We start from the raw sequence: 18,369 nt of genomic DNA on the forward strand, positions 1-18,369 counted from the left end.
GTCTCAGCCCTTACAAGTCATTCGTGTCTAGCACAGCATGCGACCGGACTCATGATACCAGAGGCGCGGATGGATGTTTATATACACCCTAGGGGTTTGCAACCATTCGAATAAGCCGCACCCGCCGAAAAACGCCTTCGGGAGTGACAAGAGGTTGGCGAAGGCAGCCTTCCTCTTGTCCGTACGGGTATGCGGCACCAGGTGTCCTTGGAGCCATGGCCGCTTCCTGCGCTTCATGGTCGTTCGTGACAAGCGCGGCGAGCGACTGCTTCCCGCCCTGTCTGTCGATCACCTGATGCATGCTGCGCTGCAGAAGCGGCAGTACTGCGCTGATACCTGCGAACAGCGAACGTTCGATTTCGGTTCCATCTCACCGAACGAGACTCCGTTCGAAGTGTTCAGGCCGGTCCCTCGGAAAGTTGTTTGGTTACAGCGCGTTGAGAGCAATTGACCAAATCGGCGCAGTCATGAGGTCCGGAGAATACCGGCCCTGAGAGACCGCTTCCGGGTCACCCGGTGCCACTGCCAGTGCTCAGCCCCTCGCGCATAACCCCCGAAAACAACGAGAAAATCCGGCCGCAGCCGGATCGGGAGAACGCTTTCGCAAGGGCAAGTGGCGGAGCGGAAGGGATTCGAACCCTCGAGACGGTTTCCCGCCTACACACTTTCCAGGCGTGCGCCTTCGACCACTCGGCCACCGCTCCGTCGACGGGTCTAGCCAATATTGCAGGGGGGCTGCAAGGGGCTAAACCGCCAATATTCCTGCTTTGCGACAGGGTCAGTCGAGATGGACATGCACCCGGCGATTCTGTTTACCCTTGTTCTCGACCCGCCCTATCCGAATCCGGCCTATTTCCGCCGTGCGGGCGACATGGGTGCCGCCACAAGGTTGCAGATCGATCTGGTGGTCCGCGTTGCCGATGCAGACAAGACGGATTCGCCCCGCGCCGCGCGGGGGGCGAACCGACATCGTCTTGACCAGTCCCGGATTGGCATCCAGCGCAGCCTCGGTGATCCACTCATCAGTCACCGGGAAGTCGCGTTCGATCACCTCGTTGAGTGCCTCTTCCAGCGCCGCGCGATCCTCGGGCGGCTCGGACATGAGAAAATCCAGCCGCCCCCTGTCGGAGTTAATCTGCCCACCGGTGACCGGCAGTGGCAGCACGACAGAAAGCAGGTGCAGCGCCGTGTGCACCCGCATATGGCGGTGACGCCGCTCCCAGTCGATGACCTGTTGCACAACCGTGCCGACCGCCGGCAGGGCATGAGGTTCAGCCGGAACGAGGGCAATCGCGCCCTGCCTCGCCTTCAGGGCTGTTGCGATCCGGGTAGACCCACCCTCCCAGTCGATTGACCCGCTGTCGCCGGGTTGTCCGCCGCCGGTCGGGTAAAAAATCGACCGATCGAGGATAATTCCACCTTCCTGCGTGTGGCCAGTCACGGTCGCGGCGACATCGCGGCGATAGGCATCGCCAAGAAACAGATGTTCGGTCATCGTCCGCCCCCGTCCGACTCACCCCCAACGTCCGGAGGCCCATGGTCCATGTCGCTTTCGTGCAGATTGCCCCGGTCGGGATGAACCGCGCGACGCTCCGGCTCCGGCTCACCCGGTGCGGTGGGGGGCGAGGGTTCAGCCGGGCGCTCCGACCTCCCGCCCAGCACTTCGGGGTTGCGCAGCCAGATATCACGCTGCGCAAAGGGAATCTCGATCCCCTCTTCGACAAAACGCTTGGCAATTGCATGGTTCATGTCGGACTTGACCGTCAGAACCCAGTTCACATCCCGCAGGATTGCGCGGATTTCAAACTCTAGACTGTCGCCTCCAAAGCGCTGAAACACCACCGAAGGCGGTGGGTTCAGCACCACCATAGGGTGCGCCTCGGCAATCTCGCGCAGAATCGCCTCAACCTTGTGGGTATCGGTGCCATAGGCCACGCCGACCGGAACAATCACCCGCCCGACGGTGTTACCACGGGTATAGTTCGTCACCGTCCCCGACACCAGGTCGGCATTGGGCACGATCACGTCGGTGCGATCGAAGGTCTCGATCCGGGTCGAACGTACCGAAATATCGCGCACATACCCCATCTGGCCGCCGACCTCGATCCAGTCGCCTTCGGAAATCGGCCGCTCGATCAGCAGAATGATGCCCGAGACGAAATTGGAAACGATATTCTGCAGACCAAAGCCGATCCCCACCGACAGCGCCCCGGCCACGATGGCCAGCGAGCTGAGGTCAATGCCTGCCGAAGTGATCGCGATGATCGCAGCCAGGAAGATGCCGACATAGCCCAGCCCCGATACAAGCGCATTCTGCCCGCCTACATCCATCCGCGTCTTGGGCAAGACCGTGTTGCGCAGCGTACCCTGCAACAGCCGCGTGATCGTGTAACCTGCCGCGAAAACGATGGCAAATATCAGGAAGTCCATCGGACTGATGCGCGCTTCGCCAATCGAAAACCCGCTCTTGATCCGCGTCCAGATCTCGACAAGTTCGGTCGATCGCGCGCCCCAGATCATTGCAAAGAACGGCGCTGCCGCCACCACCAGCGCAAACCCGGCCAGAACCGGAATCAGCCCGTCACGCCCTTCGTCCCCATATCCCGAAAACAGCACCCAAAGCTCGGCAATGAGCCGCTGCAGGATCATGACGAATGCCAGAAGGAGCAGCGACGACAACATCGAGAAGGTCAGCGCGCGAGCGGCTTCGAAATAACCCACGACCGCCAGAATCAACCCCACGACGGCTACCGCCTGCAAGGCCCGGGCCAGGAGCAGAAGCAACCGGTCGATATAGCCCGGCGTCGCCGCGTCATCCTCACTGATCCGGGCATTATGCCGACGCAAGAGCCGCGCCAGTCGCCACATCAGAAACCCGCCAAGAACGATCAGCGGCAAGGTCACCACTGCAGTCGTCGACCGCGTCCAGTTTTCATAGGACGAGATCGCCATGACCAGCATCGAAAGGCCCAGAACGAGACCGATCAAACCACCCTCGAGACGCCCCTCCCTTCGGCGCTCAATCGACAGCACGAGGGGCAGATCGACCGAATCGCCACGGGGAAACACCCGTAAGGCAATCCACATCGAGACGATGAAAAGATATCCGGCCGGGCGCAGCGCCGACAAAATCTGTTCGCCACGCAGCCCCGGCAGGCCGGTGGCATAGGCCGCCTCGATCAACGCGGTAAAGCCCACCAGCATGACCAGCGGTTGGCCAAGCGAGGCGACAAACCCCTTGAGCCAGCGGCCCCGGCCTTCGCTACGGCTCTGGATGCGGGCTGTCAGTCGGCTCACCCATTTCCAGCCTCGCAATAGCAAGACACTCCCGACGACGAGCAAAAGAAGTGACACGGGCAACCTGCTTTTGGTCTTTTCTCGCTGGATCGGGTTGTCCCATGCGCTGCGCCACTCCTGACGCAGGTTGGAAAAGGCCGTATTGATCTCGTTGAGCGCGGGCGCCCAGTATAGCGGGTTAACCGGCGTCGGCCCCCGTTCCAGTAGTTGTTGTGACTGGCGGTCACGAATGATCGCGTCGATACCCCGGATCAACCCATCAGCCCGCGCATGGGCGATCTCGGCTGTTTTCACCGGGGCCTGCAACGCAGCCAACCGCGCGTTCAACTCGCTGCGTGACTGGGCGATCTCGGGCGGCTCTTCGCCGCTCTCGGGCGGTGGTCCCAGCGCGGCAAGCTGTTCACGGGTCGTGCGGATACTTGCCGTGTTGGCAGATTGTGCCTCCAGGAAACGTGCCCGCCAACCCGCCAGATCGGTGCGCAACGTGCCCAGCGCCGCATCCGAGGCCCGCCCGGCCTCGACCGCCGTCTCTGCGCGCTCTGCGATGCGCTCCCATGCATCGTAGTCGATCGCCCGCCCCCCCGACTGCTGGGCGAAGCCCGGCACCGCCACAAGGCACAGGACCAACGACAGCCAGATCAGGACAGCACGCACGTGTTTCATTCCTCGACAAACATTGCCGGCACCTGCTTGGGTTCCAGGCCGACCCATCCCGGCACCGGCAGGTCCTTTTCACGCAGGAAATCCGGGTTGAACAGCTTGGTCTGATAGCGCGTACCGTAATCGCAAAGGATGGTCACGATCGTATGGCCCGGCCCCATCTCGCGCGCCATGCGCACCGCCCCGGCGATATTGATGGCACTCGACCCACCAAGGCAGAGCCCCTCATGTTCCAGCAGGTCAAAAACGTAAGGCAGCGCCTCGCTGTCTGGCACTTGATAGGCCATGTCGGGCGTGAATCCTTCAAGGTTCTTGGTAATCCGCACCTGCCCGATCCCCTCGGCGATCGAACCGCCCTCCATCGCGATCTCGCCAGTGGTGTAGTAGCTGTAAAGCCCCGCCCCCATCGGATCGGCAATGGCGATTTTGACGCCCTTGGGCTGCAGCGCCATCGCCACACCCGCCAGCGTACCGCCCGATCCCACAGAACAGACGAATCCGTCCACACCGCCCTCGGTCTGCGCCCAGATCTCGGGGCCGGTTCCCTCGACATGGGCCTGCCGGTTGGCCACGTTGTCGAACTGGTTGGCCCAGATCGCGCCGTTGGGTTCGCTCTGGGCCAGACGTTCGGCCAGACGGCGCGAATAATGTATGAAATTGTTGGGGTTGCGATAGGGCGCTGCAGGCACCTCGACCAGTTCCGCCCCCGCCAGCCGCAGCATGTCCTTCTTTTCCTGGCTCTGCGTGTCGGGAATCACGATCACGGTCTTGAACCCCATCGATGCCCCCACCAGCGCCAACCCGATGCCGGTATTGCCCGCCGTCCCCTCGACGATCGTGCCGCCGGGCTTCAATTCGCCGCGTGCCACTGCGTCGCGAATGATGTAAAGCGCCGCCCGATCCTTGACCGATTGCCCGGGATTGAGAAACTCGCATTTTCCAAGAATGGTGCAGCCGGTTGCTTCGCTCACCTGCCTAAGGCGGATCATCGGCGTGTTTCCGACAGCCTGCGAAAGATCCTGAGCGATCAGGGGAATGGACATGGGCGCGCTCCTTGCCTTGGCTTGTCCGGTCAGATGTAGGCCCTCGCGGCGCGCAACTCAAGCAATCGGTTCATCCCCCCGCCGCCGCCCTGAGCCGGGGCCGTTCGCGTTGCAGCCAGAGCAGCATGAGCACAATCGGCGCATTGTTCGCCTCGCCGCTTTCCATCAACGCCATGACCTCGTCAAATCCCAGAACATGGCTGCGGATATCCTCGTGCTCGTCTTCGACACCACCCCGCCCCGCTGCTTTCTCGGGCAAATCGGCCAACCCCAGGAAACAGTTGAAATACTCGCTCGAATACCCCGGCGATGAATAGAATCCACCGATCCGCTCCAGCCGCTTCAGGCGCAACCCTGCCTCTTCCACGGCCTCGCGTCGTGCCGCCGCCTCGACAGTTTCGCCCGCGTCGATCCGCCCCGCGATCGGTTCGAGAAGCCACGGCAACCCGTCCCCCCGCGCATAGGGGCCCATACGAAACTGCTCGATCAGCATCACCCGGTCGCGAACCGGATCATAAGGCAGGACAAGCGCCGCATCCCCCGATATGAACACCTCCCGGGTGAGCCACTCGCTCATCCCGCCCGCAAACAACGGGTGGCGCAACCGGTAGACCCGGGTCAGGAAGAACCCCGCATGGCTCATCTCTGCCGCTGCTTCCTCGACGCTCTCGCGCCTGCCCGCATGGCGCAGGACCGTCGGTGTCGGGTTCGCTTCGGCGCGCACCCGCGCCGCCGCCCGGGTCAAGATCATGCCATAGCGCGCCGCGACCTCGTCCCCTGAAAGCCGACCGAAATATTCCATAACTTCCCGCGCCGCGTGCCGCGCCACCGGCCACTCTTCGCGCAACCATGCTTCCAGCGTCCAATTCGCGCCCGCCCGCCACAAATCGGGGTGCGGAAAATAGACCCGTGCGGCAACCGCGCCTTCGGCCGTGTCAACCGTGACATCGCGCAGATCATAGCCAAATCCGAGTTCGTAGAAATCGAGCCGCGCAACGGCTGCCTCTGGCACATCAAGCAACACCACCCCCTCGCACGAGGCCCCGGCACACACCTCGATCAGCGGAAAGCCCTGCCCGTCGGCCTGCGCCACCCTGTAACCCGCAAGCCGCGCCGGAACCGGCCCAAGCGATCCGGCAGGCTGTCCCGAAACAATCTCCAACAGCGGTGCATGCCGCAACGTGCCGTAAAGAAAGATATTCGTCATCGAAAAATCCGCGCCTCTGCGTTCAGGTCCAGCGGCGATTGACAAACTCAACCACCACCCCCGTGAGCACACCCCCGGCAAAGAGAGTTACGAGAATATTCAAATGAACGAGATTGGCACCAAAGTCGATCCCGAGTTGAAAGACATCCACCACCGCTTCCACCGGCCCGTCATAGCGCCGCGCCAGCGCGAGGCGCAACATTTCGTTGAACGCCTGCACGAACAGGCCCCAGAACACCATCGCCACCACCCCGGTCAGCCCGATGCTGAGCGACGTGACATAATCCGTGCCCACGCGACTACCGATCACGACCCAGCCGCATAACGCCGCGATCACCAGATTGACCAGCCGGAAATATCCGAACTGCGTCTCCGGCGGCATCGCCGCCATCACCTGTTCGGTAACAACCCATGCGACTACCATCAGGCAAAACGCGGCAATCAGGCGGGCGGTTGTCGGCATCTGGTCCGGGTGTCCATTGTCATCTGCAACGGATCGCAGTTTCCGCCATGACCGGACACTTCGCAAGTGCCGAGGTGCAATTTCCACACCCGACACCGCCCAACGTCACGACCAAGCTCCACCGCCTCAGCGGTTGCTTTCATAGGCCGCCAGCGCCCGTTCGCGCCCTTCTTTCAGCCCGACCAGCGGCGCGGGTCGCGCATCCCCGGGCGCGAGGCCCCAGCTTTCGGGAATCGCCTCGAAGAAACTGAGCGCCGTGTCGGTCGGGCACGCCTGCCCCTCGGCCAGCCACCTACGCCGGTATTCCCCTTTGGGATCGAATTTTTCGGCCTGAGTCTCGGGGTTGAAAATGCGGAAATATGGTGCCGCATCGGGCCCTGATCCGGCCACCCATTGCCAACCCATCGCATTATTCGCCGGATCCCAATCGGTCAGGCATTCCTCGAACCACGCCTGCCCCAGCTTCCAGTGCATCAACAAGTGCTTTGTCAGATACGAGGCCACGATCATCCGCGCGCGGTTGTGCATATGCCCCGTCACATACATCTCGCGCATCGCCGCATCGACGAAATCAATTCCCGTGCGCCCCTGTTTCCAAGCCAGGAAATGCGGGTGCACTGCGTCTTCGGACCACGGGAACCGATCCCAACCGTCGCGCCAGTTGGCGTTCAGAATATGCGGCGTGTGATGGATCAGGTGATGGGCAAAATCGCGCCACACGATCTGCCGCAGGAAAGCTTCCGCCCCCGGATTGCCCGCCTCCCGTGCCGCCGTCGCCACGGACCATATCCGTTGGGGCGAGATCTCGCCCAGCGCGAGGTAGTCCGAGAGGCCCGACGTGCCGCCCTGCGCAACCATGTCCCGCCCGTCACGGTAGCCCGCCAAGTCCGCCTCGATGAATTCGGTCAACCGCGCCTCCGCCGCCGCCTCACCGGGGCGGCAATGCCGTGCAACCACCTGCGCGCCCCGCCGCATCGCCGTGCCCAGCACCCATTCGTCCAACTGCTCGCTGCTTGGCCAGCCTCCTGGCACAGCAATGCGCGGCTCCGGCAAGGACGCACCCGGATCACGCCCCCGCACCGCCTTCCAGAAGGGCGTGTAGACCTTGTAAAATCCGCCTGTCCCGGTCTCGACCGACCATGGCTCGTGCAAGAGATGTCCGCCGTGGCTCTGCGCCATGATCCCATCCGACCTGAGCGCGCTTTTGATCTCCCCGTCACGCTCCCGTGAGAGCGGATCATAGAGCCGGCTCCAATGCACCGCCCCCGCACCGGTTTCGGCGATCACGGCACGCAACACGTCCAGCGCCGTGCCCGTGCGCAAGATCAACCGGCTGCCCCGGACCTCAAGCGCATCCTCCAAAACCCGCAAGCCTTCGCCCAGCCGCCATTTCGGCGCGGCCCCCAGGCCGTCCACCTGACCGTCGCGAATGAACAACGCTATTACCGGACCACCCTCGGCGGCCGCGCTCAGCGCCGCATTGTCACCCAGCCGCAAATCCCGTCGCACCCACCAGATGCGCGGTACCCCTTGCTCCATGATACTGCCCCCGATTTTACGAGGCTACGCCGCGCCACCCGGCCCGGATCACAATTCGCGCTCCAACGCCCCGATCAACCGGTCAACCTCATCCGCGCTGGTGTAATGCACAAAGCTCAAGCGCAGCACGCCGTGGCGCGGCTCAACCCCCATCGCCTCCAACGCACGCACCGCATAGAAGTCGCCGCCTCCCGCCATGATCCCGTGCCCGGCAAGACGTCGCGCCGCCTCGATCCCGGGTTCGCGCAGCGCCACCGCCACGGTCGGCGCGCGCATTTCGGCCCGATCCGGCCCCAGCACGCGCAGATCGTTGCGTCCCCGCAGCGCATCCAGCAGCGGCTGCAAAAGCCGCACCTCATGCGCCCGCATCATGTCATGCACCGCACTCGCTCTCTCGGACACGCTGCCCCCGATGCCGTGATGCTCGGCCAGCGCATCCACATAATCGACCATACCTGCACAGGCCGCCACCTGCGCATGATCCGGCCCCGCGGGCGTGAACCGCTTGTAGAGCGTACCGGCATTGAAATAGTGCGCCTGGTTAGGCAACTGCGCGCCCAGTTCCCGCCGGATCACCATGATCCCCTGATGCGGCCCATAGGTCTTGTAGGCCGAAAACAGGTAGATATCCGGCCCCAACTCACCGACATTGGGAAACCCATGCGGCGCATAGGACACCCCGTCGACACAGACAAACGCCCCCGCCGCGTGGGCCATGGCGGTGATCTCGGTCACCGGGTTCACCTCGCCCACCACGTTCGAACAATGCGGAAAACACACCAGCCGGACATTCTCATCCAACAAGTGTTCGAGCGCGGCCGGATCGAGATGCCCTGTCTCCGGGTCGATCTTCCATTCACGGATCTCGATGCCGTCCTCGGCGAGCCGCCGCCATGGGCCGATATTGGCCTCGTGATCCTGATCCGTCACCACGATCGCCTCGCCTGGCTTCATCCATTGTCGGAACGCTTGCGCCAGAACATAGGTATTTTGCGTGGTCGATGGTCCGAACGACAACTCGTCCCCCTCGACCCCCAGCATCGCCGCCAGCCGCGCGCGCGCCTCGTCCATCTCCTCGCCGCCCAGCCGGCTGGCCTCATAGGGGCCATAGGGCTGCACCTTGCGCTCGCGATAGAATCGCGTCAGCCGGTCAATCACGAATCGCGACGTGTATGACCCGCCCGCATTCTCGAAAAACCCCTGGCCCTCTAGCGACGGTACCTCAAAGGCGGGAAACTGCGCCCGCACGAATTCGATATCCAGATCCATCAACCACTCCCCGTGAACACTTCGCACCACTCAAGTTGAAAGCCCCCCGGGACACAAGACCCGCGGTCCTTCATCTTGCCAAAAATACTCGTCCAGAAATCAAAAGACCCCACGACAGGCGCGGGCGCATTCCTTGATCTGTCTGTGGGTACGTCAACGCTTCTCGGCAGCCGAACTGCGCGGTTCCGGTCCCCGATTAGGTGACCAGGGCTATGGATGTTACCCTGTGATTCGTAGGAAGAGAGGTTTTATGAATATTCCGACATGGACGAAACCCGCCGTTTGGGGGGCAGTCGGTGGTGCCGTTGGCATGCTGATCGTCAGCTTGAGCGCAGGCTGGATGGTTACGAGCGGAACCGCCAGACAGACAGCCGAGCAACAGACAGAGAAGGCCGTGATAGCTGCATTGACGCCGATTTGCATTGCAGAATTCAGGAAGGCCGCGACCGCCCAACAGCAGTTGCACATCGCGGCGCTGGAGGATGAAAGCAGTTGGGAGCAAGGCGATTATATCGAGGAACAAGGTTGGGCGACGCTGCCAGGCCAGGAACAACCGAACGTCGATGTAGCCGAGGCCTGCGCTGAGCAACTTCTCGACGTGTCTTCCACCTGATGAAAAGTGAAGCGTGATTTGCTTGGCCAGTGATCGCGACTAAAGGCCCCCGTCACGGGGGCCTTTTTTTTGAGCGCAGTGTCCCCAGATGAACGCCCGGCCCAACAATCCCAGCCGAGGAAACTGGTGAACTACTCTGGCGACTTTCTTTCACCAGTATAGTTCCATGTCCCGAATTCCAGAAAGGCCCCGCGACATGCGCGGGGCCTTTCTTCGTTCAGTGTGACAGGCTCAGCGCTTCTCGGCGCGCAGCCCCATCACGATCGCGACACAGATCGCGAGCAGGATGATCGTGAACGGCAGGCCCGTCGAGATCACCATCGCCTGTAGCGAGGTAAGCCCCCCGCCGATCAACAGTGCGATCGCCACCAGCCCTTCGAAGGTGCACCAGAAGACACGCTGGCTGACCGGCGCATCAATCTTGCCACCTGCCGTGATCGTGTCGATCACGAGGCTGCCGGAATCCGACGATGTGACGAAGAACACGATGACCAGCACGATCCCGATGGTCGAGGTGATCGCCGCCAACGGCAGGCTGTCCAGCATCGCGAAGAGCGACAACGGCGGGTTATAGCTGTCGATCACCTGCCCTTTCACCGCGCTCGTCTCGGGATTGGCGATCACGTCGTTGATCGCCGCGCCGCCGAAAACGGCCATCCAGAAGATGCAGACAACGCTGGGGATGATCAGCACGCAGATCAGGAATTCGCGCACCGTCCGGCCCCGGCTCACGCGGGCGATGAACATGCCCACGAAGGGGGACCAGCTGATCCACCAGGCCCAGTAGAAGGCAGTCCAGCCCTGCATGTAGCCGGTGTCTTCACGGCCATGCGGGTTCGACAGCGGGATGACCTCCTGGACATATGCGCCCAGCCCCTTGAAGAACTCGGTCATGATGCCGACGGCACCGGCCGCGAACAGCACGAACAAGAGCAGCAGGATCGCGACAATCATGTTGAACTCGGACAGGACCTTCACGCCCCCGTCCAGACCGCGCAACACCGAGATCAGCGCCACCGCCGTGATGCCACAGATCAGGATCACCTGCGTCGTCACGCCCAACGGAATGCCATAGACATATTCGAGACCCGCGTTGGCCTGCTGCGCCCCAAGGCCCAGCGAGGTGGCCAGACCGAAGAGCGTGGCAAACACCGCCAGCGTGTCGATGACATGCCCGGTCCAGCCCCAGACCCGCTCACCGAAGATCGGGTAAAAAGCCGAACGGATGGTCAGCGGCAGCCCCTTGTTATAGGTGAACAAGGCCAGCGCCAGCGCAACAACGGCATAGATCGCCCAAGGATGCAGCGCCCAGTGATAGGACGTCGCCGCCAACGCCATGCGGCGGGCTTCCTCGATATTCCCCTCGATCAGCGCACCATCTTCGCCAAACGGCCGCACGACACCCAGCGGCTCATCACCCCATGGCGTGCCGAAGTAATAGACGGGCTCGAGAACGCCAAAGAACATCAGGCCGATGCCCATGCCGGCCGCGAACAGCATCGCGAACCAACCCGCATAGCCATAATCCGGCGTTGCATCCGTGCCGCCAAGGCGTACCGAGCCATAGGGCGAAATGATCAGCAACAGACAGAACACCACGAAGATGTTCGCCGCCCACAGGAAGAACCAGTCAAACGTGCTGGTCAGGGCCGGGCGCAGCCAGCCAAAGAAATCTGCCGCCTGCTGCGGCGCGATCAGCGCATACGCCGTGAACAGCACGACCACCAACCCCGAGATCACGAAGACGGGGTTGTGAATATCGAGCCCGAAAGGCCCGATCCTCGGTTGAATGTTGTCCTGACCGACCTGGTATTCGGTCTCGATGATATCCGAATGGCCTTCCGGCTCCGGAATACCGTGTTCTGTCGTTTCCTCGGCCATGTAACGGCCTCCCTTGTCTTGTTTCCCTCAGTCCCGGTTCAGCCACGCACGACCATGACCGAACATTTCGCATGCTCGGCAATCTTGCCGCCATTGGATGGCCAGATATAGTCCATCACGTTGGGCATGTGGCTTTGCATAACCACCAGGTCGGCGCCGGTCTCACCGATCGCACCCATCAGCTTTTCATCCAGATCGGTGGCCGGGTCATGGCTGACCACGGTATATTCATGCGTATCGATACCTCGACTGCGCGCCTGTTCCTGCGCGAAATCGGACAGCTTGGCCTCGTATTCCTTGGGATTGTGCCCCAACGTGCCCGGCGCAGCGGCGGTCACGCCGACATAGGTCACCTTGGCCCCGTAATGCTTGGCAAGATCGGCCGCGCATGTGAGCGCCCGTTCGAGGTCGGGTAGATGTGCCAGATCGACCGGCACCATGATTCTCGAAAACACGTCTCTCCCTCCATTCCGGCGCGAAAGAAGGCTCTTGGCGGCCTGTCGAGCAGCAATGGGTGGCCCCATCTTTCGCGCACATTCGGTTTCGGGGGCCCGCAGTGCCTCCACGGGATGCCCCTTGGAGCGTTAGCCTAGACCGAAACCCCCCCATCAATCAAACAGGTGCGGCGCATTTGCCGACAAATACGGCATTTTCCGGGCCCAGATCGGTGCCCGCGACGGGTGGAATCGGCATACAAAAGCATACTGCCGGCGACGCGCCCACAGTCACATTATCCGCACACGCTCCCGGCGCGCACCCCCGCGCCCGGCCGACCCTCTCAGGCCGTTTCGGCCAGCGCGGCGCGAATCTTCTCGGCCTGCGCCTTGAGAACCTCCATCTCCGCCATCTGTCCCGGCGGGCGCAGACTCACACCCTCATGACGGGGCAGAACGTGGTAATGCAGGTGAAACACCTCCTGCCCGCCCGGGGCTTCGTTGAACTGCTGCACCGTCACACCGCCCGCATCAAAGGCACGCATCAGTGCATGCCCCATCCGTCGCACCGTGCGCAGACAGGCGGTCAGTTGTTCGTCGCTCGCATCAAGCATATTGCGGGCAGGCGTCTTGGGAATCACAAGGCAATGCCCGTCGGCACGCGGCATGATATCCATGAAGACAAAGGTGTCCTCGTCCTCGTAAAGCTTCTCGCTCGGGATCTCGCCGCGCAGGATCTTGGCAAAGATGTTGTCACTGTCATAGCTCATGGCCACACGCCTCCAGAATCGTTCGGTTTTCAGCCTAGAGCGTTTCAGACACGGGTTGAACCATGCAACGGCGCCACGAGGGCGCATGGCCCCGTCCACCGGCTATCTAACCCTGAACCCTGCGAAAGAACCGGGTCGCCTCAAACTCGACCGGATCGAACCCTAGCCGCATGTAGAATGCCTGCGCCGCGCTGTTGCCCGGATCGGTCGCCACCGTCATCACTTCACAGTTCTCGCCCCCGGCCCAGCCCAGTGCCGCCGCGACCAGTGCCCGGCCCGCCCCCTGCCCGCGCCGGTCGCGCGCAACGTAAAGGTGATGCAAGTCTGCACCCCGTCGGCCAGTCTGCATCTGCACCCGCCGCTGACAGGCGGCATAGCCGATCACAACTCCCTCCGCCTCGGCCACCCAAACCTCGAGCCATGGCGCATTGCCCAGGCAATCACGCACCAGCGCCTCGCGCGTCGCCGTGGCCGCATCCCCGTGATGCGCCGCCAGTGCCGCCACCATTCCCGACAGCGCGGCGATATCGCCCGCTTCCAGCCGTCTGATATGTATCATCGTCCCGTTCGCCTTCTGTTTTCCGGCGCCACGGGGGCCCGACCGAATGAAAAAGACCGCCCGCGGCGGTCTTTCCTTCAGCACATCATGCCCGGCCCGCCCATCTCACTGAGACAGGGTAAAATACCAAGCGTTATGTGCGGCTCTCTCGATCATGGGCGGCACGTTGCCCCGCACCGCCCCGCCTGTCAACGGCAATCAGGCATTCACGTCCACCACGACCCGGCCCTTGACCTGACCTTTCAGGATATCGGCTCCCAGCCCCGGCAGATCCGAAAGCGTTGCGGGCCGGATCATCGCTTCGAGTTTCTCCATCGGCAGGTCACGCGCGATTCGCTTCCAGGCCCGCAGCCGGTTTTCATAAGGCTGCATCACCGAATCGATCCCCAGCAGGTTCACACCGCGCAGGATGAAGGGCGTGATCAGCGCGCCCTCGATCGCCGCGCCTCCGGCCAGGCCAACGGCGGCGACACTCGTGCCGTATTTCATCTGCTTGAGAACCCGGCCCAGCATCGCGCCCGCCACCGCGTCGATACAGCCCGCCCACAGCTCGCCCTCCAGCGGTTTTCTCGTCACCTCGGTCAGTTCCTCACGTGGTACGATCCGCGCCGCGCCAAGGTCTTTCAGGTACTCGCCGGTCTCCGGCCGCCCGGTCACCGCGGCCACCTCATGACCCAGATGCGCAAGGATCGCGGTCGCCACCGACCCCACGCCGCCCGCGGCCCCGGTCACCAGAACCGGCCCGTGGCCCGGTTCCAGCCCGTGATCTTCCAAGGCCATGACCGACAGCATCGCGGTCAACCCGGCCGTGCCCACCGCCATCGCCGCGCGCGTATCGAGCCCCTCGGGCAGCGGCACAAGCCAATCCGCCTTGACCCGCGCTTTCTGCGCATAGCCGCCCCAATGCGCCTCGCCCACACGCCAGCCGGTCAGGATCACCTTGTCACCCGGTTTATAGCGGTCGTCCGACGATTCCTCGACCGTGCCGGCAAAGTCGATCCCGGGCACATGCGGGTAATGCCGTACCAACCCGCCCCCCGGCCCGATGCACAGCCCGTCCTTGTAGTTCACCGTCGAATATTCGACCGCGACCAGAACCTCCGCCCCGGGCAGATCGTCCACGCCGATCTGTTTCACGGCGGCGCTGGTCTTGCCGCTGTCCTCGTCCTTCTCCACCACAAGCGCGTTGAACATCTCGTCCTTTCCTTTCCCTCGGGGGCGCCCCCGTCTTTCATCTTTCTACAAATACTCGTCTTGAAGGCGGCGAAACAGACCGACGGGCAAGCCCGCGTCCCCCGCGTCACGCCCAGAATCTTGCGCGCGCGCAAACGGCGTGCATCGCAGCCGCCGTGAAAGCGCAATCAAAGCCACGGACCCTCCCCGGGCATGAACGCCAGATCGCTGGTCCAGCCCTCACCGCCCGCCGCCGTCACCATCGCATGGACCTGGCCCCGGTGATGGGTCTGGTGATTGAACATATGCGTCACGCACAACGCCATGGATTTCGAAACCTCGCGCCCCTGCGCCCCTGAATACCACTTCAGATCACCGACCAGATCGACCGCGCGCAGCGCCTCGGCCCAGAGCAGGATGCGCCCATCCATGCGAAACCGCTCCAGCGCCCAATCCGGCAGCCGCGCGGTCATGTCGACACTCTCGGGAATCCCCCCTTGCGGGCGTGCGCCACCATCGAACCGGGCCATCCACATCGCGTCCCCCCAAAGAAGATGGTTCGCCGTCGCCAGGATCGAGCCAAAGATCGCACCGCGATCCTTCTTGCACTCGTCCTCGCCCAACGCCTCCATCGCGGCTTTCATCTGGCGATTCTGCCACGCGTTGTAGCGTGCCATGGTCAAGACAAATTGCGCTGTGATCATCGCTCTCGATTGCCCGGCGCGCAGCAAGGCGCCGACCTCCCATTTTCATCCGGTTCCAACAAACCCGGCGACTCGGCGCCGCGAATCCGAAGGTCAGCCAATTGACACCTCCTGACAAGCGTGAATCGCAAGGTCGGCCTCAGCGACCCACAGAACCATATGTATTTGAACCGATTTGAACCCTCCTGCGCATCCTCCGACACGGACTGTGCGATCTCTCCTATCCCCCTTCCGACCGGACAACTGGTCGCACGATCCGTTCAGATGCAAGGCACACCAGCAGGGCTGGGCCGTGCGGCGCAAGCGAGGCGAAACCTCGCGAAGATTTCAATCTGTTTTCGTCGAGAGAATTCGCCACCCGCCCCCCTTCCCAAACACATCCACGAAGCCTATATTCCCAGTGTTCCCTCGGGAACTATGGACATAAACGCGCTCGTAATAAGCGGATCGGACCCGGGGGCGGTACCCGGCGGCTCCACCATAAGACCCTTGTTGGGGGACCATGGGGCCGAAACAGGATCGACGAACGTCTAAAGGGGTTTGCTTTGTCCCGGTGAGGTACCACCGTTATCGGTCCGTAAAGCATAATTGCCAACAACAATCATGCTCCGGTTGCAGTTGCTGCGTAAGCGGTAACAAGACCGAAACTTAAGCCCTCTCGCCTAGCCGCGTGAGGCGGGGTTCGCAGGCACCTGGCAACAGAAGCCTGCACTTTCCCTCCTTTGCGTGCGATCCACTCCCACGGTGCAAAAACCCCGCCCGGGGCCTTTCTCTTTTCCTCGAATCGCTTATGCTGACGCCCAGTGAAACCGGGGAAGGGAGCGGGCCCACATGTCGCGCAGCATCGATTACGGCAGCCTGATGCACCGTGCCATGCGCGGGCTCATCCAGGAGGTGCTTGCCGATGTCTCCGACAACGGTCTGCCCGGCACGCATCATTTCTTCATCACGTTCGACACCACCCATCCCGACGCACAACTCGCCGACTGGCTGCGCGACCGCTATCCTGCGGAAATGACCGTGGTGATGCAGCATTGGTTCGACAACCTCGACGTGGGCGATGACGGTTTCTCGATCACGCTCAACTTCGGCGACGCGCCTGAACCGCTTTACATCCCCTATGACGCGATCAAGACCTTCGTCGATCCGTCGGTCGAATTCGGCCTGCGCTTCGAAACCCATGGCGAAGATGACGACGACGACCCCGACGAGGGGCCGGGGGATCACGCAGATGCCGAACCCCAAGACGACGACGAAACCACGGCCCATGACGCTGAGGTCGTCAGCCTTGACAGTTTCCGCAAGTAACCCCGCCTTTTGACCTTCTTACCGTCGCATGAGGACATGCCGATGACCGAAACGCCCACCCGCACGGAAACCGACAGTTTCGGCCCGCTCGACGTGCCCGCAGACCGCTACTGGGGGGCCCAGACCCAGCGATCGCTGATCAACTTCCCGATCGGCTGGGAACGTCAGCCCGTGGCGCTGATCCGCGCATTGGGCGTGATCAAACAGGCCTGCGCCGGGGCAAATACCGATCTCGGGCGCCTCGACACCGCGCGCGGGCGCGCCATCGCCGAAGCCGCTGCCGAGGTGGCAGAAGGCAAGCTCGACGATCATTTCCCGCTGGTCGTCTGGCAGACCGGCTCGGGCACCCAATCCAACATGAACGCCAACGAGGTGATCGCCAACCGCGCGATCGAGATCATGGGCGGCGTGCTCGGCTCCAAGGACCCGGTCCATCCCAACGACCACGTCAACATGGGCCAAAGCTCGAACGACACCTTCCCAACCGCGATGCATATCGCCACCGCCACCATGGCGCATGATGTGCTGCTGCCCGGCCTGGCCAAGCTCCATGGCGCAATCGAACAAAAAATCCGCGACTTCGACGGCATCATCAAGATCGGCCGCACCCACACGCAGGACGCCACCCCGCTCACCCTGTCGCAGGAATTCTCGGGCTACCTGCACCAGGTCGCGATGGGTATCGCACGGGTGAAATCCGCCCTGCCCCGCATTTACGAACTGGCCCAAGGCGGCACCGCCGTCGGCACCGGCCTCAACACGTCGCGCGGCTGGGCCGAGGACGTGGCCGCGCGCATGGCACAGATCACCGGCCTGCCCTTCGTCACCGCCCCCAACAAGTTCGAGGCGCTGGCCGCCCATGACGCCATGGTCGAGATGTCGGGCGCGCTGCGCGGCGTGGCCGTTTCACTCTACAAGATCGCCAATGACATCCGCTTCCTGGGCTCCGGCCCGCGCTCGGGGCTGGGCGAACTGATCCTGCCCGAGAACGAACCCGGCTCCTCGATCATGCCGGGCAAGGTCAACCCCACCCAATGCGAGGCGCTCACCCAGGTCTGCGCCCATGTCATGGGCAATGATGCCGCCGTGGGTTTCGCCGGATCACAGGGCCATTTCGAACTCAATGTCTACAAACCCATGATGGCCTATAACGTGCTGCAATCCATGCAGCTTCTGGGCGACGCCGCGTCGAGCTTCACCGACAACCTTGTGCAGGGTCTCAAGGCCGATGAGGCACGCATCGAACGGCTGATGCGCGAAAGCCTGATGCTCGTGACCGCGCTTGCCCCCGAGATCGGCTATGACAACGCAACCACCGTGGCCAAGACCGCCCACAAGAACGGCACCACGCTGCGCGAAGAAGCCGTCCGGCTGGGCTTTGTCGATGAAGCAACCTTCGACCGCATCGTGCGCCCCGAGAAGATGGTGGGGCCCTCCTGACAGAGGAAT

Annotated in this window: 16 protein-coding genes, 1 tRNA gene and 1 other RNA gene; 4 read left to right on the forward strand and 14 right to left on the reverse strand. The window is 62.8% G+C overall.

Translation table 11 applies throughout. From position 1 onward, the window contains the following. Positions 1 to 614: 614 nt before the first annotated feature. The 8 genes from FLO80_RS07105 to FLO80_RS07140 all read right to left on the reverse strand — a co-directional run bounded on the left by FLO80_RS07105 (position 615) and on the right by FLO80_RS07140 (position 9,478). Positions 615 to 704 (reverse strand) — tRNA-Ser (locus FLO80_RS07105). A gap of 74 nt (positions 705 to 778) precedes the next feature. Next, entirely contained in the window at positions 779 to 1,495 is a 717-nt protein-coding gene (locus FLO80_RS07110; RefSeq protein WP_111365038.1) for an alanyl-tRNA editing protein, read from the reverse strand. Next, positions 1,492 to 3,960 (reverse strand): DUF3772 domain-containing protein, encoded by a 2,469-nt coding sequence (locus tag FLO80_RS07115; RefSeq protein WP_439328709.1) that lies wholly within the window; start codon positions 3,958 to 3,960, stop codon positions 1,492 to 1,494. Before FLO80_RS07115 ends, FLO80_RS07110 begins: the two co-directional genes overlap by 4 nt. After that, positions 3,957 to 5,000, reverse strand: a complete 1,044-nt coding sequence (locus FLO80_RS07120; RefSeq protein ID WP_111365044.1) for a cysteine synthase A — start codon at positions 4,998 to 5,000, stop codon at positions 3,957 to 3,959. The genes FLO80_RS07115 and FLO80_RS07120 overlap by 4 nt, the downstream gene beginning before the upstream one ends. A gap of 70 nt (positions 5,001 to 5,070) precedes the next feature. Then, entirely contained in the window at positions 5,071 to 6,207 is a 1,137-nt protein-coding gene (locus FLO80_RS07125) for an NUDIX domain-containing protein (RefSeq protein ID WP_111365047.1), read from the reverse strand. A 22-nt stretch (positions 6,208 to 6,229) separates the two neighbouring features. Next, the gene (locus tag FLO80_RS07130; protein WP_111365050.1) at positions 6,230 to 6,670 is read right to left on the reverse strand and encodes a TrgA family protein; all 441 of its coding nucleotides are present in this window, start codon (positions 6,668 to 6,670) and stop codon (positions 6,230 to 6,232) included. Between the two features lie 126 nt (positions 6,671 to 6,796). Continuing rightward, positions 6,797 to 8,209, reverse strand: a complete 1,413-nt coding sequence (locus FLO80_RS07135) for a cryptochrome/photolyase family protein (RefSeq protein ID WP_111365053.1) — start codon at positions 8,207 to 8,209, stop codon at positions 6,797 to 6,799. 48 nt (positions 8,210 to 8,257) lie between these two features. Continuing rightward, positions 8,258 to 9,478, reverse strand: coding sequence for an aminotransferase class V-fold PLP-dependent enzyme (locus FLO80_RS07140; RefSeq protein WP_111365056.1), 1,221 nt, complete (start codon positions 9,476 to 9,478; stop codon positions 8,258 to 8,260). A gap of 310 nt (positions 9,479 to 9,788) precedes the next feature. Between FLO80_RS07140 and FLO80_RS07145 the strand changes: the two genes are divergently transcribed. Continuing rightward, positions 9,789 to 10,091, forward strand: coding sequence for a hypothetical protein (locus tag FLO80_RS07145; protein WP_246156600.1), 303 nt, complete (start codon positions 9,789 to 9,791; stop codon positions 10,089 to 10,091). Positions 10,092 to 10,322: 231 nt separating this feature from the next. On the opposite strand, the gene FLO80_RS07150 is transcribed toward FLO80_RS07145, so the two are convergent. The 6 genes from FLO80_RS07150 to FLO80_RS07175 all read right to left on the reverse strand — a co-directional run bounded on the left by FLO80_RS07150 (position 10,323) and on the right by FLO80_RS07175 (position 15,585). Beyond that, complete coding sequence (locus tag FLO80_RS07150) at positions 10,323 to 11,972, reverse strand: BCCT family transporter (protein ID WP_111365061.1); 1,650 nt, start codon at positions 11,970 to 11,972, stop codon at positions 10,323 to 10,325. 38 nt (positions 11,973 to 12,010) lie between these two features. Then, the gene (locus FLO80_RS07155) at positions 12,011 to 12,427 is read right to left on the reverse strand and encodes a universal stress protein (RefSeq protein ID WP_111365064.1); all 417 of its coding nucleotides are present in this window, start codon (positions 12,425 to 12,427) and stop codon (positions 12,011 to 12,013) included. A gap of 323 nt (positions 12,428 to 12,750) precedes the next feature. Further along, positions 12,751 to 13,176: an HIT family protein gene (locus FLO80_RS07160; RefSeq protein ID WP_111365067.1), complete on the reverse strand. Its 426-nt coding sequence runs from the start codon at positions 13,174 to 13,176 to the stop codon at positions 12,751 to 12,753. A 106-nt stretch (positions 13,177 to 13,282) separates the two neighbouring features. Next, a complete protein-coding gene (locus FLO80_RS07165; protein WP_146611028.1) occupies positions 13,283 to 13,735 on the reverse strand; it encodes a GNAT family N-acetyltransferase in 453 nt (150 codons plus the stop codon). Positions 13,736 to 13,933: 198 nt separating this feature from the next. Beyond that, positions 13,934 to 14,929: an acryloyl-CoA reductase gene (gene acuI / locus FLO80_RS07170; protein WP_111365073.1), complete on the reverse strand. Its 996-nt coding sequence runs from the start codon at positions 14,927 to 14,929 to the stop codon at positions 13,934 to 13,936. Positions 14,930 to 15,096: 167 nt separating this feature from the next. Next, positions 15,097 to 15,585 carry a DinB family protein gene (locus FLO80_RS07175; RefSeq protein WP_342781714.1) on the reverse strand — a complete coding sequence of 163 codons (489 nt, stop codon included), beginning with the start codon at positions 15,583 to 15,585 and terminating at the stop codon, positions 15,097 to 15,099. 390 nt (positions 15,586 to 15,975) lie between these two features. Between FLO80_RS07175 and ssrA the strand changes: the two genes are divergently transcribed. From ssrA to fumC, 3 genes are all read left to right on the forward strand, one after another. Beyond that, positions 15,976 to 16,325, forward strand: a transfer-messenger RNA (tmRNA) gene (ssrA, locus tag FLO80_RS07180). Between the two features lie 118 nt (positions 16,326 to 16,443). Continuing rightward, positions 16,444 to 16,920: an SspB family protein gene (locus tag FLO80_RS07185; protein WP_111365078.1), complete on the forward strand. Its 477-nt coding sequence runs from the start codon at positions 16,444 to 16,446 to the stop codon at positions 16,918 to 16,920. Between the two features lie 42 nt (positions 16,921 to 16,962). Continuing rightward, a complete protein-coding gene (gene fumC / locus FLO80_RS07190; RefSeq protein WP_111365080.1) occupies positions 16,963 to 18,360 on the forward strand; it encodes a class II fumarate hydratase in 1,398 nt (465 codons plus the stop codon). The last annotated feature ends 9 nt before the right edge of the window (positions 18,361 to 18,369 follow it).

Source organism: Aquicoccus porphyridii (assembly GCF_008369105.1).
Classification (GTDB): Bacteria; Pseudomonadota; Alphaproteobacteria; order Rhodobacterales; family Rhodobacteraceae; genus Aquicoccus; species Aquicoccus porphyridii.

What these genes read in the sequence shown, in the direction of transcription:
- FLO80_RS07110 (WP_111365038.1), bottom strand. Translation starts at nt 1,495, where the DNA reads ATGACCGAACATCTGTTTCTTGGCGATGCCTATCGCCGCGATGTCGCC.
- FLO80_RS07120 (WP_111365044.1), bottom strand. Translation starts at nt 5,000, where the DNA reads ATGTCCATTCCCCTGATCGCTCAGGATCTTTCGCAGGCTGTCGGAAAC.
- FLO80_RS07160 (WP_111365067.1), bottom strand. Translation starts at nt 13,176, where the DNA reads ATGAGCTATGACAGTGACAACATCTTTGCCAAGATCCTGCGCGGCGAG.
- FLO80_RS07165 (WP_146611028.1), bottom strand. Translation starts at nt 13,735, where the DNA reads ATGATACATATCAGACGGCTGGAAGCGGGCGATATCGCCGCGCTGTCG.
- FLO80_RS07115 (WP_439328709.1), bottom strand. Translation starts at nt 3,960, where the DNA reads ATGAAACACGTGCGTGCTGTCCTGATCTGGCTGTCGTTGGTCCTGTGC.
- FLO80_RS07150 (WP_111365061.1), bottom strand. Translation starts at nt 11,972, where the DNA reads ATGGCCGAGGAAACGACAGAACACGGTATTCCGGAGCCGGAAGGCCAT.
- FLO80_RS07175 (WP_342781714.1), bottom strand. Translation starts at nt 15,585, where the DNA reads ATGGCACGCTACAACGCGTGGCAGAATCGCCAGATGAAAGCCGCGATG.
- FLO80_RS07125 (WP_111365047.1), bottom strand. Translation starts at nt 6,207, where the DNA reads ATGACGAATATCTTTCTTTACGGCACGTTGCGGCATGCACCGCTGTTG.
- FLO80_RS07140 (WP_111365056.1), bottom strand. Translation starts at nt 9,478, where the DNA reads ATGGATCTGGATATCGAATTCGTGCGGGCGCAGTTTCCCGCCTTTGAG.
- acuI (WP_111365073.1), bottom strand. Translation starts at nt 14,929, where the DNA reads ATGTTCAACGCGCTTGTGGTGGAGAAGGACGAGGACAGCGGCAAGACC.
- FLO80_RS07145 (WP_246156600.1), top strand. Translation starts at nt 9,789, where the DNA reads ATGCTGATCGTCAGCTTGAGCGCAGGCTGGATGGTTACGAGCGGAACC.
- FLO80_RS07185 (WP_111365078.1), top strand. Translation starts at nt 16,444, where the DNA reads ATGTCGCGCAGCATCGATTACGGCAGCCTGATGCACCGTGCCATGCGC.
- FLO80_RS07130 (WP_111365050.1), bottom strand. Translation starts at nt 6,670, where the DNA reads ATGCCGACAACCGCCCGCCTGATTGCCGCGTTTTGCCTGATGGTAGTC.
- fumC (WP_111365080.1), top strand. Translation starts at nt 16,963, where the DNA reads ATGACCGAAACGCCCACCCGCACGGAAACCGACAGTTTCGGCCCGCTC.
- FLO80_RS07135 (WP_111365053.1), bottom strand. Translation starts at nt 8,209, where the DNA reads ATGGAGCAAGGGGTACCGCGCATCTGGTGGGTGCGACGGGATTTGCGG.